Raw genomic sequence first — 16,713 nt, 5'->3', positions numbered from 1 at the left:
TTTTAAATTGTTTATTTATAATCACCTCTATTTGTTTATTAATTGATTGCAAAAATACCGATTTTTTGTCAAAACGACAAACAATACCCACCTTATTTTTATATGACTTAATAATTCGGCTATTTCAAAAAAAATGCGTACCTTTGCACCCCGAATTTGGTGATGCGGCAATTGCTTATCATTTGCCGTCCCAGCTACAGAGTGCTTGGTAAACCTCTTAAAAAACAAGAAAATGCAAACAAACAAAAAACAAGTGAGCGTGCTGTTTATGCTTTTCAGCACGTTGTTCTGCGTTTGTCTGATTACGGCAAACGTGCTCGAAACAAAGCAAGTGTCTATCGGTCTGTTCAATCTCAGCATTACTGGCGGACTGATTGTGTTTCCTATCTCCTACATCATCAACGACTGCGTGTGCGAGGTGTGGGGCTACAGCAAGACCCGTCTGCTCATCTGGCTTGGCTTTGCCATGAACTTCCTCTTTGTTACCTTCGGAGCCTTGTGCGACGCCTTGCCCGCCGCTCCCTATTGGGACAACGATGCAGGCTTTCATGCTGTCTTTGGTTTGGCTCCCCGCATTGCCCTTGCCTCGTTTTTAGCTTTCCTCGTTGGCTCATTTGTCAACGCTTATGTAATGAGTCGAATGAAGATTAAGTCGAATGGCAAGAACTTCTCTGCCCGTGCCATCTTGTCTACGGTTTACGGCGAGATTGCCGACTCGCTCATCTTCTTCCCCTTGGCTCTCGGTGGCGTGGTGCCTATGAAAGAGTTGCCCGTACTCATCGTGTCGCAAGTGGTGCTCAAGACTCTCTACGAGATTATTGTTCTGCCCATCACCATCCGCGTGGTAAGGGCCACAAAGAAGCTTGAGGGCGAGGACACCTACGACAAGGGCGTGAACTACAGCGTCTGGAAAATATTCAGCATTTAATAAAAAAACATTTACAGGAGGTACGGTCTCCGAACCGTACCGCGCAAGTGGCTGTATCGTATTGATAATGTGCTGCTTGAGTGGTACGGTTCGGAGACCGTACCTCTTGCTATATATAAACAGCCAGCACATATTTTTTAGCTTTTCAAAGTAATATATGTTACTTTACCATTTAATATTATTTACTTTGCCATTTAATATTATTTACTTTGCCATTTAATATTATTTACTTTGCCATTTAATACATATTACTTTAAGTAACAGTTCAGAATTACTTTACATACCCTCCTACAGATTGCCGTTCATATATAAAATTGCCGTTCATATATAAAGATAAATATGAATACTTCCTTATATATAATTATGTATAACCTTGCCAAGCGCCCCACTACACCTCGTCAAGATATTTATTTAATTTGTTATTTATATTAAATATTGTTAACTGTGTGAAGTAAATAAAAAATTATGTATACATTTGCAACGTAGCTTTAATTCATGATAACACAATTTAGAACACACCATAAAACACAATTTAAATATTCACATTTTTATTAATACTAATCAAAAACAATCAAAGTATGGCAAAAAATCTTAAAGTGGGTATGCTTGTATGCGCCTCGCTGTTAGCGGCAAATGCAGCTTATGCTGAAAACTCCGCCACACAGGAAGGTATGCGCTTTGAACAGCAAACCAGCAAAATCAAGGGAACTATTGTCGACAGCAAGACAGGTGAACCTATCATCGGTGCCAGCGTCAAAGTGAAGGGTACAAAACACGCCACAATCACCGACGTTGACGGCAACTTCGAGCTAAACGCTCCCGAAGGTGCCCCACTTTTGGTGTCGTATGTGGGATACAAGAACGAGGAGTTCGAGGCTCGCAACGGCATGAAGATTGAAATCCACGAAGACTCTGAATCGCTTGAGGAAATTGTGGTTGTGGGTTACGGCACACAGAAGAAGGAGAGCCTTACTGGCGCCATGGCCAACATCAAGGCCGACAAGCTGAAGGACGTTACATCGGCTACTGTCGAGAACATGCTCAATGGTAAGGTTTCGGGCGTATATGTGGCTCCTGGTTCTGGTCGTCCGGGCTCTACGGGTGCTATCGTTATCCGTGGTCAGACTTCTATCAATGGCGCTACGGCTCCATTGTGGGTTGTCGATGGTGTTATTGTGGGCAATTCGGCAGGCGACCTCAACCCTGACGACATTGAGTCGATGACAGTACTTAAGGACGCTGCCTCTACAGCTATCTACGGTTCTGAGGGCGCCAATGGTGTTGTTGTTGTAACTACAAAGCAGGCTCGTCACGAGAAGATGTCTATCACGCTCTCGGCTAAGGCTGGTGCCAGCACGCTTAGCCGCGGCAATATGGAGATGATGGACGGTGCCGAGTTCTACGACTACTACAAGTCGTTCCTGAATGTAGAGGCTGTTAACTTTCCACGTTGGAACGAAGACTTGCGCAATTCTAACTTCGACTGGTTCAAGCTTGCCAAGAAGACTGGCTCTACCCAGGACTATAATATTACGCTCAATGGCGGCAGCGACAAGATTCAGTCAATGTTCACCATGGGCTACTTCAAGGAGGAAGGTGCCGTTAAGGGATACGACCTCAGCCGCTATAGCACACGTATCAAGGTTATTTACAAGCCTTACGAGTGGCTTAGCATCAAGCCTAACCTCAGCGGATCGCGTACTACAGATAAAGACCGTCAGTACAGTGTAGGCGCAATGTACTCTATGTTGCCTTGGGATAATCCGTACGACGAGAACGGCAATCCTGTGCCCAACTACTATTCGGGATGGGTCAACTCAAAGGCTACCAACTACCTCAACGACCTTGCAGCGGGCAACTATTCTTCAAGCTGCTCGTACGATTTGTCGGGAGGATTCGACTTTGACGTCAAGATTACTCCTTGGCTCACATTCTCGTCTGTCAACAATTACAGCTACTACAACAGCCAGACTCACGGCTACACCGACCCTAAGTCGAGCGGTGGCGAGGGTGTAGACGGACGTATTACCGAATACAACTACAATGCGACACGTCGCTACACCAACCAGTTGCTGCGCTTCCAAAAGTCATGGGGCAAGCACAACGTTAACGGATTGGTGGCCTACGAGTTCAACGACTACGAGATGAAGTATACCGACGTTTACGCTACTGGTTTCCTATCTGGTTTCGAAGACTTCTATACAGCTGCCAAGCCTGAGAAAGCCAACGGCTACCGTCAGGCATGGGCTAAACAGTCGTACTTCACACAGTGGCGCTATAATTATGACAACCGCTACTTCGGCGAAGTTTCTCTGCGTCGCGACGGTCGCTCTAACTTCGGTTCGAACAACCGCTATGGCAACTTCTTCTCGTTCAGTGGTGCATGGAACATAAACAATGAGAGCTGGTTTAAGGCCGAATGGGTAGACATGCTCAAGTTGCGTGCCTCTTTCGGTTCGGTAGGCAACGTGCCAACATCGCTCTATCCTTCGTATTCGCTCTACTCTGTAGGTGCTACATACAACGAAATGTCTGGCGCACTCATCTCGCAGATTGGCAACAAAGACCTCACATGGGAGAAGACATTCACAACGGGTGTCGGCATTGACGCTGCTTTCTTCCATAACCGCCTTACTGCTACTCTCGACTTCTACGTCAAGAACACAAGCAACATTCTCTACCAAGTGCCAGTAACGGGCCTTGTTGGTGTTACTTCTATATGGAAGAACATCGGTAAGATGCGCAATACTGGTGTCGAGCTTACCATCGGCGGCGACATCATACGCACCAAGGACCTTACATGGAACGTTACAGCCAACATCTCGCACAACAGCAATGAGCTGCGCGACCTATACAAGCAGCGCGATGCCAACGGCAACTATGTTGTAAAGCCTGTGATTATCAGCGACGGTACTTCTATTGCCGGCACTGCACAGCGCATTCTTGAGATAGGAAAGCCTGTCGACACTTATTATATGAAGGAATGGGCAGGCGTTAATCCTGAAGACGGAAAGCCACAGTGGTATATGGACGATGCCAACGGCAACAAGGTGGTTACCGACAGCTATTCAAAGGCTTCTTACTACAAGTGCGGCAAGTCGTCGCCCGACGTTTACGGTAGCTTCAGCACATCGGTATTCTACAAGAACTTCGACCTTCAAGCCAACTTTGGCTACTCGCTTGGCGGACAAATCTACAGCTACTTCCGTCAGGAGTACGACTCAGACGGTGCATACGCAGGCGACCGCAACCAGATGAAACTACAAAAGGGTTGGTCGCGCTGGCAGAAGCCTGGCGACAAGGCTACACATCCACGCGCCATGTACAACAACCAAGACAAGGGCAACCTTGCCTCTTCGCGCTATCTCGAAAGCTCAGACTATCTGAAGCTGCGCTCGCTCACACTGGGCTACAACTTCGACCTTAAGAAGTATGGCATCCAGACCCTGCGCCTCTCTGTATCAGGCGAAAACCTCTTCTGCATTACCGACTACTCGGGTGTTGACCCTGAGCTTCCTGCCGACAGCAACGACAAGGGCGTGCTCAGCGTTACAAGCACAGGCGGTGTTTCGGTTTATCCTGCCGTACGCAAGTTTATGTTCGGTGTTAACTTAACTTTCTAAAACCCAGACTACAATGAAAATGAAGAATAGTATATTGGCTCTAATGCTTGGCGCCACATTATTTGGCTCGTGCGACATAGAGCGATTCCCGACCTACAACATGTCGGACGAACAGATAAAGAACGACCCCGCTGGCAATCTCGACGCCTTGCTCAACGGCATCTATGCACAGCTCAAGTCATGGTCGGACCCAATGCACCGTTGCGGCGAATACGCTGGCGACAACATGGTGATTCGTGGATCATCAACCGACGCCTTCTTCGAGTTCATAAGCTACTCGCGCACACCTAACAACTATCGTCTGCAGAGCTTCTGGGACTCTGGCTACAAGGCCATCGCCCAGGCTTCTAACGTTATCCAAATGGTGCCCGAAGGCCAAAGTACAGAGGTGGACAACTCGCTTGGCGAGTGCTATTACGTGCGTGGCATGATGTACTTCTACCTCTGCCGCGCCTACGGACGTCCTTACTATCAGGCTCCTACAAAGAATCTCGGCGTGCCTATCGTAAACGGAACACCCGACAACATTCTTGACCTGCAGCTCGACGACCGCGCCACAGTAGAGAACACCTACAAGCAGGCTATCGACGACCTTAAGAAAGCTGAACAGCTGCTTACCGTAAACCGCGGACCTGCCTACGCATCAAAGGCTGCGGCACAGGCCATGCTCTCGCGTGTCTACCTCTACATGAGCGGCACTTACGAGAATCCTAACCGTGAGTATGCTCAGCTTGCCAAGGAATATGCCGATAAGGTTATAGGCAATTCCGACTACGAATTGCTCCCACGCGAGGATTTCATGGTTTACAACACGTTGCGTCCTGAAGACAACAAGGAATCTATCTTCGTTGTTAAGCGTGTAGCTTCTGAGTACTCTGGATGGGACCACTACTACGGCATCGGCGGTATGTATTCTAACATCGGCGGTATGGGATGGGGCGAAATGTATGCTAGCCAGAAGTACATCGACCTGCTCAACGAGACTGGACGCAACGACTGGCGCCCGGCTTCGAAGAAGATTGTTGACGCTCGTGCAAACTTTATCGAACCTACATACACCGACGACAATAAAGAGGTGTTCCGTTTCATCTATGTAGGAAGCGACAACAACAAGCACTATGCACAGTTCGATACAAAACACACTGGCGACAAGGTTACTTGTGTTGACAAAGAAGGTAATTCATACGACCTTACAGTGGTTGACGCTACTGCCCAGTACTACACCATCAACTATGGTGGCAAGACCTATCAGGGTATGCTCGACAACTACATCACTGTAAACCGCGAGTATCCGCAGTTCTACATCGTGAAGTGCTCGCGCGAGGGCGAAGACTCACAGCTCCACTCTCCGGTCATCAGCCGTTTGGGCGAGATCTACCTCAATCGTGCAGAAGCTCTTGCCAAGCTTGGCAACTATGCCGAGGCCGAGAAGGACCTTAACAAGATTCGTGGACGTGCTATTGTAGGTGGCGAGTATCCTACCGGAACTCTCAACGCCAACAACGCATTCACACTTATCGACAAGGAGCGCCAGCTTGAGTTGGCTTACCAGGCAGAGCGCAGCTACGACGTATTCCGCAACGGTCATGCTCTGACACGCGACTATCCAGGTCCTCACAACCAGCATGAGGTGGTTAAGGCTTCAGATTATCGCGTTACATACTACATTCCTCAGAATGCTATCAACGCTTATCCGGGCACACTCACTCAGAATCCTACTGACGACAGTGGCGTAATCATGCAGTAAGCGGCAGTAGCCCATATTATTAAGGAGACAACCCACATACAAGTGGTTGTCTCCTTTTTTGTTCTTGTTCTCAGGTCATTTAAAAGTAAAAGAGTTCTATTAGCACATGGATTCTTCGTTCTTCACTCTTTGTTCTTCGTTCTTCACTCTTTGTTCTTCGTTCTTCACTCTTTGTTCTTCACTCTTTGTTCTTCCCTTAACTATTGGATTTTTCACTTTTCTCTTTTCACTTTTCCCTTAACACTCCTCCTTGTTCTCTTGTCTTAAAAAAAATACGTAACTTTGCACCAAAATTATAATCAAAAAACACAAGGAAATGTCAACAAATTCAGAAAACCGTCGTGACGAGGGCTTACAGGCTCTTGGCGCCAAAACCAAATATCGTGACGATTATGCGCCAGAGGTGCTCGAGTCATTCATCAACAAGCACCAGGGCAACGACTATTGGGTGCGATTCAATTGCCCCGAGTTCACATCCCTCTGCCCCATTACCGGACAGCCCGACTTTGCCGAAATACGCATCAGCTACGTGCCCGACGTAAAGATGGTGGAGAGCAAAAGTCTAAAGCTCTACCTATTCAGCTTCCGCAACCATGGCGACTTCCACGAAGACTGTGTCAACATCATCATGAAGGACCTCATCAAGCTGATGGCCCCTAAATACATCGAGGTTACAGGCATCTTCACACCACGTGGAGGCATCAGCATCTGGCCCTACGCCAACTATGGCAAACCTGGCACCAAGTGGGAACAACTTGCACAGGAGCGATTTGCAAAGCACGATATTTAAATACTAAAAAAACTTTCATAAGTGCCTTATTTGAATTTTTTTGCCTAATTTTGCACATTTGAAAGAGTATGCACGGGCCACACCACAAGCAAGGCGCGTGCAGCATACAAATCAGAATATAGAAAAAACAACTTTAATAGAGATGAAAAGAAAAATCCAGTTCAGTCTCGTTTATCGAGATATGTGGCAGTCTTCTGGCAAGTTCCAGCCACGCAAAGACCAGTTGGAGCGCATCGCTCCCGTTATCATCGAGATGGGTTGCTTTGCCCGCGTAGAAACCAACGGCGGAGCCTTCGAGCAGGTCAACCTTCTCGCTGGCGAGAATCCTAACGACGCCGTGCGCGCCTTCTGCAAGCCTTTCAACGAGGCTGGCATCAAGACCCACATGCTCGACCGTGGTCTTAACGCGTTGCGCATGTATCCTGTGCCCGACGACGTGCGCGCCCTTATGTATAAGGTAAAGGCCAAGCAGGGCACCAATATCACACGTATCTTCGACGGGCTGAACGACGTGCGCAATATCATCCCCAGCATCAAGTGGGCTAAGGAGGGCGGAATGACTCCACAATGCGCTCTTTGCATCACCAACTCTCCGGTTCACACTCTGGAATACTACATGAACATCGCCGACCAGGTGATTGCCGCTGGAGCAGAGGAAATCTGCTTGAAGGATATGGCGGGCATCGGCCAGCCAGCATTCCTCGGCAAGCTGACAAAGATGATCAAGGACAAGCATCCTGAAATTATCATCCAGTATCACGGCCACTCAGGTCCTGGCCTCTCTATGGCCTCTATCCTTGAGGTGTGCAACAACGGTGCCGACATCATCGACACAGCCATCGAGCCATTGTCATGGGGTAAGGTTCATCCCGACGTTATCTCTGTCATCAGCATGCTTAAGAACGAGGGCTTCGAAGTGCCAGAAATCAACATGTCGGCCTACATGAAGGCTCGCGCCCTGACACAGGAGTTCATCGACGATTGGTTGGGCTACTTCATCAACCCCGGCAACAAGATTATGTCGTCGCTCCTTCTCGGTTGCGGTTTGCCAGGCGGTATGATGGGATCAATGATGGCCGACCTTGGCGGTATGCGCACTACTATTAATAATGTACGCAAGAAGAAGGGCGAGGACGAGCTCTCTATGGACGACCTCCTCATCAAGCTCTTCGACGAAGTGGAGTATGTATGGCCGCGCGTAGGCTATCCTCCATTGGTTACTCCGTTCTCGCAGTATGTCAAGAACATCGCCCTCATGAACCTCCTCACCATCGAGCAGGGCAAGGGTCGCTTCGTGATGATGGACGAATCGATGTGGGGTATGATTCTCGGCAAGTCGGGCAAGATTCCTGGCACTATCGACCCAGAGCTCGTAGAGCTTGCCAAGAAGCAGGGCCGCGAGTTTACTGATGTCGACGCTCACACATTGCTCACCGACGCTCTCGACGACTTCCGCAAGGAGATGGACGAGAACGGTTGGGAATATGGCCAGGACGACGAGGAACTCTTCGAGCTTGCCATGCACCCGGAGCAGTATCGCAACTTCAAGAGCGGCCAGGCCAAAAAGAACTTCCTTGCCGACCTGCAGAAGCTCAAGGACGCAAAGCTTGGCGCAAACCTTTCTCCCGAGCAGCTTAGCGCCTACAAGCACGCCAAGGCCGACGCTATCGTTGCTCCTGTCAAGGGCGACATCTACTGGGAATTCTCAGGCGAGGGCGAATGCGCTCCTACTGTTGAGCCGTTCATCGGCAAGGAGTACAAGGAGGGCGACATCCTTTGCTATATCCAGGCTCCTTGGGGCGAGTTTGTTGAGGTGCCCGCAGCCCTCGGCGGCAAGCTCGTTGAGATTAACGCCAAGCGTGGCTCGAAGGTTTCAAAGGGCGACGTTATTGCCTACATCGAGCGCGAGCACGAGTAAACCTCTGAATACATATAAAAAATGTACGAACAGATTATTGACAAATACTACGGAGGATGCGACGAGCTGCGCCACATCCTCCTAACACACAGCCAGTCCGTAGTGCAACGCGCGCTACGGATTGCTGCAAATCACCCCCAACTACACATCGACACCAACTTTGTACTTGAGGCTACCATGCTTCACGACATTGGCATCATACGTGTCGACGCTCCCGGCATCCATTGCCACGGCACTGAGCCATACATCCGACACGGCGTGTGCGGAGCCGAGATTCTGCGCAACGAGCATCTGCCCGAAAGCTATGCACGCGTGTGCGAGCGACACACCGGAGCCGGACTCACACTCCACGACATTCTGTCGCAAAACCTGCCCCTACCCCATCACGACCTGCAGCCAGAGACCATTGAGGAGAAGCTTATATGCTACGCCGACAAGTTCTTCTCTAAAACTCATCTCGACCGCGAAAAAAACATACAACAGGCAGAGAAGAGCCTCGCAAAGTTTGGAGGCGACACCCTGGCACGGTTCCGTGAGATGAAAAGGCTGTTTGAGCCGGAATTGTAACAAATAACATTCATTAAAATTGAGAACTAAATCCGTCATAGCACTCCTTTTGTGTGTTGCCATTTTTGTGGTGGCAGCTAACGACACGCCCTTCGCACAACGAAAATTATCGCGAAAGACCACACTTGCTGACTCCATCACCAATGCCGACTCCACACGCCTCGACACCATAGCAGCCCATCTGGCCGACTCGCTCGAAGCCAACCAGCCCGACACCACCAAGATGGACTCTATGCAGCTAGCCATCTACCGACACAACAAGGCTATCGACGACTCCATACACCTCGACTCGCTCAACCGACAGCGAGCCAACGGTATCAACTCGCCCGTGCAATACACAGCCAACGACTCGCTGGTGTACGACGCCACATCTAAGACCGCACGACTTTACGGACAGTCTACCGTAAAGTACGAGAACATGGACCTGGCTGCCGAGAAAATTCACATGAGCATCGACTCGTCCCTGGTGCACGCAACAGGCGCCAAGGATCCAACCGATACCACCGGACACACCCTTACCGGCAACCCCATCTTCACCATGGGCTCCGACAAGTACGAGAGCGACACCATGGCCTTCAACTTCAAAACCAAGAAGGGACTTATCTCCAAAGTCTACACCCAGCAAGAGGAGGGTTTCCTTCAGAGCGAGCTGTCAAAACGCAACGCCAACGGTGACATCTATCTGCAACACGGACGCTACACAACGTGCGACGCCAAGCACCCAGACTTCTACATTGCACTCTCGCGAGCCAAGGTTCGACCAGGCAAAGACGTGGTCTTCGGACCGGCCTATCTGGTAGTGGCCGACGTGCCCTTGCCGCTTGCCATCCCCTACGGCTTCTTCCCCTTCACCAAGAGCTATTCGTCGGGATTCATCATGCCTACCTACGGCGACGAGAGCGCACGCGGATTCTATCTACGCGACGGTGGCTACTACTTCGCCATCAACGACAAGTGGGATCTTAAGCTCCTGGGCGAAATCTACACCAAGGGATCATGGGGCGTGTCGGCGGCAAGCAACTATAACAAACGCTACCGCTACTCGGGCAGCTTCTACTTCAGCTACCAGGACACAAAGAACGGCGATAAGGGAATGCCCGACTACACCAAGCAAACATCGTTCAAGGTGCAATGGAGCCACCGACAGGACTCCAAGGCCAATCCCTACAGCTCGCTGTCGGCAAGCGTCAACTTTGCAACATCCAGCTACGAGCGCAACAACCTCAACTCGCTCTACAACCCGCAGACGCTTACACAGTCTACCAGAACTTCATCCGTGTCGTGGAGCACAACATTCTCAAGCATCGGCCTCTCGCTCTCAAGCACGGCCAACCTCTCGCAGAACATGCGCGACTCTACAATATCCATGACGCTTCCCGACCTCAACATTTCGCTCTCGCGCTTCTACCCCTTCAAGCGCAAGCACATAGTCGGCGATGAGCGATGGTACGAGAAAATATCCATGTCGTACACCGGACAAATATCCAACAGCATCAACACCAAGGAAGACAAGCTGATGCACTCTAACTTGGTGAAGGACTGGCGCAACGGATGGAACCACAACATACCAATATCGGGCAATTTCACCCTGTTCAACTACATCAACGTGTCGCCATCATTCAACTTCCGCGACCGCATGTACACACACAAGGTAATGCAGTCGTGGGACGCTGCCAACCAGCGCGTGCAAAACGACACAATCTATGGATTCAACAACGTCTACGACTACAACTTCTCCATAGGCCTGTCTACCAAGCTGTACGGATTTTTTGTACCCAACCGCAAGATCTTCGGCGACAAGTTCCAAACCATACGCCACGTCATCACCCCAACAATCAGCTACAGCTACGCGCCCGACTTCTCGGCAAGCCGCTACGGCTACTACAAAACCTACCAGAAGACCAATCCCGACGGATCGGTAGAACTGGTGGAATACTCGCCCTACAACGGACAGCTCTACGGCGTGCCAGGCAAGGGCAAGACGGGTAACATCTCGTTCGACATTTCAAACAACGTGGAGATGAAGATTAAGAGCGACAAGGACTCTACAGGAATCAAGAAAATCAGCCTTATCGACGAGCTGGGACTTGCCATGAGCTACAACATGGCAGCCAAGGAGAAACCCCTGTCCGACCTCACCATGCGCATACGCCTTAAGTGGTGGAAGAACTACACGTTCAACATGACTGCCGTATTCGCATCATACGCCTACGAGCTCGACAAGAACGGACATCCATACGTTGGCAACCACACCCTGTGGGGAATGGGCAAGTTTGGACGCTTCCAGGGCACATCCCAGAACTTCTCATTCACGCTCACACCCGACAAGCTTAAAAAATGGTTCGGCAGAGGCGACGACGACGACCGCAAGAACAAGGGCAACAAGGACGAAGAGGAGGGCGTCGACACAGACATCGAGTCGAACGTAGACGACACAATGATAAACGCACAGCGTGGAGCCAAGAAGAAGAGCGGCGGCGGAAAGGCCGAAACCGACAAAGACGGATACATGCGATTCTCCATGCCATGGTCACTCACATTCGGCTACGGCATCACGATGAGAGAGAACACGGAGGGCAAGTTCAACACCAAGTCGATGCGCTACCCCTACAAGTTCTCGCAGAACCTCAACGTTAGCGGCAACATACGCCTGAGCGACGGCTGGAACATATCGTTCTCATCGGGCTACGATTTCGATCAGCACGACCTCTCGATGACCACAGCCTCGCTGCAACGCGACCTCCATTGCTTTAACATGTCGTGCTCTGTAGTGCTTGCGCCATACACCAGCTACAACTTCTCGTTCCGCTGCAACGCCTCTACCCTGACCGATGCTCTGAAGTACGACAAGCGCTCGGGCTACAGCAACGCCGTGCAATGGTACTAATAATTAAAAAACGGCCATTCGTACCGTTATCTTAAGATATTTTTGTACCTTTGCAACTGCCAACCACAACAATGGTACAAATTAAGGGGCCTCGTAGCTTAGCTGAATAGAGCGTCAGATTCCGGTTCTGAAGGTCCAGGGTTTGAATCCCTGCGAGGTCACTTTTAGACAATATTGCTTTTTATTTGATTGTATCGCTAACAGCTTCTTTACCAAGCTGTTAGCGATATTATGCTTTGTGTAAGCTGCTGCTAATAAACGAGTTACACCGTAAACACATACGTAAACAAGTTTATTTCGCAACGTTCGGGTACACCAGTAATTATCGGCTTTCTCGCACATTTGGACGTTCCATCCCTCTGCTTCGTAGTATATTATCGTTTATTCTTTCCTGACTTCGTCATTGCGTCACCCAAAAATCTTCATCAAAGAGTTTGGCTATTTTCTGATGCCTTGCCATCAACATTGTCTGAGTGTATACATCCTTGTTCAGAGGTAGCTTAATTTGTATGGTGGTAATGGTCTTTGCTAATGCAAGTACCTTGTTTACGCTCATCTTAATCTCTGAGACTTTCAACATGCGCTCCAGTTCCTTGTATACTTTCAAAGCCACAAAGCAGATGCATATATGGGCTTCGATGCGTTTGCGTGTAGTTACCTTTCGTAAGCGCGCCATGCTTGTAAGCCTTTTCCAAGGCTGCATATTCCCTTCTCCCGGTTATAGGCATCTTTCTTTGCACGGTCATCTGTATAGCCGACCAGGAGACGGCGTCCGCCTCCTTTGTCATATTCTACCATCTGGCAGTCGCGCTTGGGCTGTTCCAGTATCCAGTTCTTGACTTCCTGACTTTCATTCTTTATCTTCGCACCTATTATATACTTGTAGCCGTGCGCCTCAAGCTCCGCTATATTTGCATTGTTCATCAGGCCGGAGTCGGCCACCACAACGAAGTTTTCCAATCCGTATTTGCTTACAAACTCGTTTATCGTCGGCAGCATCGTGTGGCCTTCATATTTGTTGCCCTCATAGATGCAATAGGCAAGCGGATAGCCGCCCAAACTTACAAGCAGGCCGAGTAAGATCTGAGGATTACTGTGTCGTCCCTCTTTAGAAAAGCCGGTCTTGCGCAAGTCGTCCTCATAATCCGCTTCAAAGTAAAGTGTGGTGACATAATAGAATAGCACACCGATATTTCCACCGAACAGTTTTGCTGTATGGCGCACGCTGATGTCCTGTACGACTTCGTGCTGATGGTCGCTAAGTTTGTCAAGATAGCGATAGATTTTTGAGAGATCCACATCTTCGTCAAAGTGGTTTTTTCAGATATTCCACCGTAGCAACCTTGCTCGTTGGATATGCCAAACGAGCCTATACAAGCTTGCGGAACACTTCATCGTCAATACGATTGAAAACAATCCTGTCAAAAGTGCTGTCCAATATTCAGAGAATGCAGTACGTACTCATTTATGGGTTGCTATAATTGCATATCTGATAATCGCCAAAATCAAGGCTTACTACAAAAGTCCGTTTTCAATCACCGAGGTGGCTACGTTAATAAGAATCTCCGCACTCGATGCACTTCATTTTATTCAATAAACAAAACATACTTGCTTGTTAATCAGAAAACATTTAGTATATTTCCTCTATAAAAGTAGCCCATAAGCAATATAACATACTATAGAAAGCCAATTTCTGCTTGATAAAAAAAAGGCACACGTTTTTTTCAGACAATATAATCGCTATACACGACACCTTTTTCCAATATTTATCTTTGTGAACATCGAGACCACAGACATCTCTCATAGACTTGGAATTTAGGTAAAACATTGGAATTAAGAGCTCGTTTATGAACTCATTGGAGGAAACTCCGCTCTAAAGTTACTGCATAGAGCATGAATAGTCTGAAGGCTATGTATGGCTGTGGTCTCAACTTTTTTATAAAACTGGCGTATAATTCGCTTTTTATATAAGTTTGCAGATGTAAAAATATTTTAGTTTATTAGTGGCGGTCTTATCATTTGGTCGTACACCAAATCTGGAAAGAAATGGCTCAACAGCCTATAAGCAGCCAACATTCACAAAAGAAAAAAATAGTGTTAAAGTGCGTAAAAAACATAGCGATATTACGCGCAGAATACGTATATTTGTAGCAATTATGAAAGCTATAAACAGATATATTTCCGCAATATTGCTCCTGCTTACCATGCCTACGTTGGCGGCAGCCCAGGAGCCCTACCGCCATCACAACGACAACGATGGCAGTATGGCGCAGCCTCGCTTCGATGACTCAGCCCTACAGAGCATCATGCCCACACGCTACGGCGGACGCTCGCGCAAATGGCGCGAGGAGGCATTAGCAAAGGAAGCCGAGCACATGGAGCAGCACCAAGACTCGCTCAACTTTCCCCCACTTAACCAATACGGTCAGCCCGAAACCATAGGCCGCTATCCAATTGCTTTTAGCGGCTGGAGCAATTGGGCCCTACACCGTGATCTAAACGTACAGCTCGGAGCCTCAGTTTTTACCCAGTTTGGAAAGGGCGCACGTGGCGGAGTTGGATTCCAGCAGAACATAGCCATGATGTACGCCATGCCCGTAACCGACAAGCTGTCGGTGGCTGTAGGCGGCTACCTCAACAACGTAAGCTATGCTGGCGGCAACTGGCGCGACGCTGGTCTGTCGGCTGTCGTGGGCTATCGCTTCAACGACCATTGGGAGGCCTACATCTACGCTCAGAAGTCGATAACCAACAATCTTTCCAACCGCATGCGCTACAGCCTCTACGACAGCTACTACGGCGGATACGGCAATATGGGCATGGGCGCCTTGGGCGGTTTCAGCCGCAACTTCTTCGGAATGCCCGCCTACTCCATTTACGACCTCTACAACATGGGCGACCGCATTGGCGCCACAGTGCGCTACAACGTCAACAACAACCTGAGCATCGAGGTGTCGGTGGAGAATAGGAGATAGGAAGTTAAGAATTAAGAGTGAAGAATCCAATTGTTAAGGGAAAGTGTAGGTGGTACGGTCACCGAACCGTACCACACAAGTGGTGTTAGACAAGAAAAGCACATGGATTTTTCACTTAACTTCCCTTTTCCCTTAACCGTACCTCCTTATGAGAACACGAATTACCAAAATTATCCACGAATTTACCACGAATAACCTCCTTTACCCTCAATAAATAGAATTCGTAGCACGTCGTAGCGTCGTCGTTTCGTGCGACTATTATCGTGGCCATTTTACACTATTCTCGAGACACCTTTCGAGTAATGGCTTTGGTCAGAGCGTGTAGTCGCGTGTGAGCAATCCGCTTGTGGATGGACGTTGGACATGTGCCAGTTGGATTACATTTACAAAGAAAGTGCAAGGCAAACGTACTCAAGCTTTTGAAATGCTGCCTGTCTTCAGCAAAGTTACAACATTCTAAAACATCAATCATACGATTCTGTACGATACGTGCGATTGAGTGCGATTTTCTTTGTAAGACATAAGAACAGAAGAACATGTTTTTTTGTTAAGACATGAGAACATGTTTTATCGTAGGAGGGTATGACAAGCTTGTCGTACCCTCTTTGCAATGATTGTCCTGGTAGTTTAACTTTACGATATTTTGGTGGTACAAAGTTACGTATTACAATTACACAGCATACTATATATAATATAAGGTACGTATATAATAATGTGTAACGCGTGTAAAAGGAAGAATAAGTACATAAAAAAAAGGTCTCCAAAGTCGTTAGACCTTGAAGACCTCAAGTAAAGAAGGCAGCCACCTACTCTCCCGCATTGCATTGCAGTACCATCGGCGCAAGCGGGCTTAACTTCTCTGTTCGGAATGGGAAGAGGTGGGACACCGCCGCAATAACCGCCTAAAGTTCGTTCGCTACGCTAACTCACAATTTTGAATTTTGAGTCTTGAATTTGGAATTCGTTGCGTGCGTATAAGTTAGACACGTTGATTAAGCAAAACTATTGTTAAGTTGTACAACAACTGAAAGCACGACTACTCATGAAGAAAGTCTCGGGCAATTAGTACTGCTCGGCTTTGACATCGCTGTCTTTACACCTGCAGCCTATCTACGTCGTCGTCTACAACGACCCTCAATGGAGTTCTCATCTTGCGGATGGCTTCGCACTTAGATGCTTTCAGCGCTTATCCTAACCAGACTCGGATACCCAGCGGTGCGCCTGGCGGCACAACTGGCAAACCGGAGGTCTGTCCATCACGGTCCTCTCGTACTAGTG

Annotated in this window: 8 protein-coding genes, 1 tRNA gene, 2 rRNA genes and 1 pseudogene (1 of these 12 running past the window's edge); 9 read left to right on the top strand and 3 right to left on the bottom strand. The window is 48.6% G+C overall.

Annotated elements, in window-relative coordinates; genetic code table 11:
* Nucleotides 1–232: 232 nt before the first annotated feature.
* The 8 genes from C9991_RS07730 (at nt 233) to C9991_RS07690 (ending at nt 12,621) form a co-directional block, all read left to right on the top strand.
* Nucleotides 233–928, top strand: coding sequence for a queuosine precursor transporter (locus tag C9991_RS07730; RefSeq protein ID WP_106811994.1), 696 nt, complete (start codon nt 233–235; stop codon nt 926–928).
* A gap of 602 nt (nt 929–1,530) precedes the next feature.
* The gene (locus C9991_RS07725; protein ID WP_374229019.1) at nt 1,531–4,551 is read left to right on the top strand and encodes a SusC/RagA family TonB-linked outer membrane protein; all 3,021 of its coding nucleotides are present in this window, start codon (nt 1,531–1,533) and stop codon (nt 4,549–4,551) included.
* Nucleotides 4,552–4,570: 19 nt separating this feature from the next.
* Nucleotides 4,571–6,298 carry a RagB/SusD family nutrient uptake outer membrane protein gene (locus C9991_RS07720; protein WP_198643805.1) on the top strand — a complete coding sequence of 576 codons (1,728 nt, stop codon included), beginning with the start codon at nt 4,571–4,573 and terminating at the stop codon, nt 6,296–6,298.
* Nucleotides 6,299–6,614: 316 nt separating this feature from the next.
* Complete coding sequence (gene queF, locus C9991_RS07710; protein WP_106811992.1) at nt 6,615–7,088, top strand: preQ(1) synthase; 474 nt, start codon at nt 6,615–6,617, stop codon at nt 7,086–7,088.
* A gap of 142 nt (nt 7,089–7,230) precedes the next feature.
* Nucleotides 7,231–9,006 carry a hydroxymethylglutaryl-CoA lyase-like TIM-barrel protein gene (locus C9991_RS07705; RefSeq protein ID WP_106812777.1) on the top strand — a complete coding sequence of 592 codons (1,776 nt, stop codon included), beginning with the start codon at nt 7,231–7,233 and terminating at the stop codon, nt 9,004–9,006.
* A 21-nt stretch (nt 9,007–9,027) separates the two neighbouring features.
* Nucleotides 9,028–9,573, top strand: a complete 546-nt coding sequence (locus C9991_RS07700; RefSeq protein ID WP_106811991.1) for an HD domain-containing protein — start codon at nt 9,028–9,030, stop codon at nt 9,571–9,573.
* A 19-nt stretch (nt 9,574–9,592) separates the two neighbouring features.
* Nucleotides 9,593–12,460, top strand: a complete 2,868-nt coding sequence (locus tag C9991_RS07695; protein WP_106811990.1) for a putative LPS assembly protein LptD — start codon at nt 9,593–9,595, stop codon at nt 12,458–12,460.
* Nucleotides 12,461–12,547: 87 nt separating this feature from the next.
* A tRNA-Arg gene (locus tag C9991_RS07690) sits at nt 12,548–12,621 on the top strand.
* A gap of 239 nt (nt 12,622–12,860) precedes the next feature.
* Here the strand turns inward: C9991_RS07690 and C9991_RS07685 are convergent.
* A pseudogene (locus C9991_RS07685) lies at nt 12,861–13,901 on the bottom strand (IS1634 family transposase); the annotation flags it as partial.
* 715 nt (nt 13,902–14,616) lie between these two features.
* Between C9991_RS07685 and C9991_RS07675 the strand changes: the two are divergent.
* Nucleotides 14,617–15,435: a hypothetical protein gene (locus C9991_RS07675; RefSeq protein WP_106811989.1), complete on the top strand. Its 819-nt coding sequence runs from the start codon at nt 14,617–14,619 to the stop codon at nt 15,433–15,435.
* Between the two features lie 793 nt (nt 15,436–16,228).
* Here C9991_RS07675 and rrf read toward each other — a convergent pair.
* Both rrf and C9991_RS07665 read right to left on the bottom strand, forming a co-directional pair.
* Nucleotides 16,229–16,341, bottom strand: a 5S ribosomal RNA gene (rrf, locus tag C9991_RS07670).
* Nucleotides 16,342–16,478: 137 nt separating this feature from the next.
* Nucleotides 16,479–16,713, bottom strand: a 23S ribosomal RNA gene (locus C9991_RS07665) (it continues 2,657 nt past the right edge of the window).

This window comes from Prevotella merdae (assembly GCF_900290275.1).
Lineage (GTDB): Bacteria > Bacteroidota > Bacteroidia > Bacteroidales > Bacteroidaceae > Prevotella > Prevotella merdae.
Note: the sequence above shows the minus strand (reverse complement) of the source record. Positions and strands in the feature narration are given on the sequence as shown.

Excerpts from the sequence above, each read along its gene's own strand:
- C9991_RS07730 (WP_106811994.1), top strand. The coding sequence starts at position 233 with ATGCAAACAAACAAAAAACAAGTGAGCGTGCTGTTTATGCTTTTCAGC.
- C9991_RS07725 (WP_374229019.1), top strand. The coding sequence starts at position 1,531 with ATGCTTGTATGCGCCTCGCTGTTAGCGGCAAATGCAGCTTATGCTGAA.
- C9991_RS07720 (WP_198643805.1), top strand. The coding sequence starts at position 4,571 with ATGAAGAATAGTATATTGGCTCTAATGCTTGGCGCCACATTATTTGGC.
- queF (WP_106811992.1), top strand. The coding sequence starts at position 6,615 with ATGTCAACAAATTCAGAAAACCGTCGTGACGAGGGCTTACAGGCTCTT.
- C9991_RS07705 (WP_106812777.1), top strand. The coding sequence starts at position 7,231 with ATGAAAAGAAAAATCCAGTTCAGTCTCGTTTATCGAGATATGTGGCAG.
- C9991_RS07700 (WP_106811991.1), top strand. The coding sequence starts at position 9,028 with ATGTACGAACAGATTATTGACAAATACTACGGAGGATGCGACGAGCTG.
- C9991_RS07675 (WP_106811989.1), top strand. The coding sequence starts at position 14,617 with ATGAAAGCTATAAACAGATATATTTCCGCAATATTGCTCCTGCTTACC.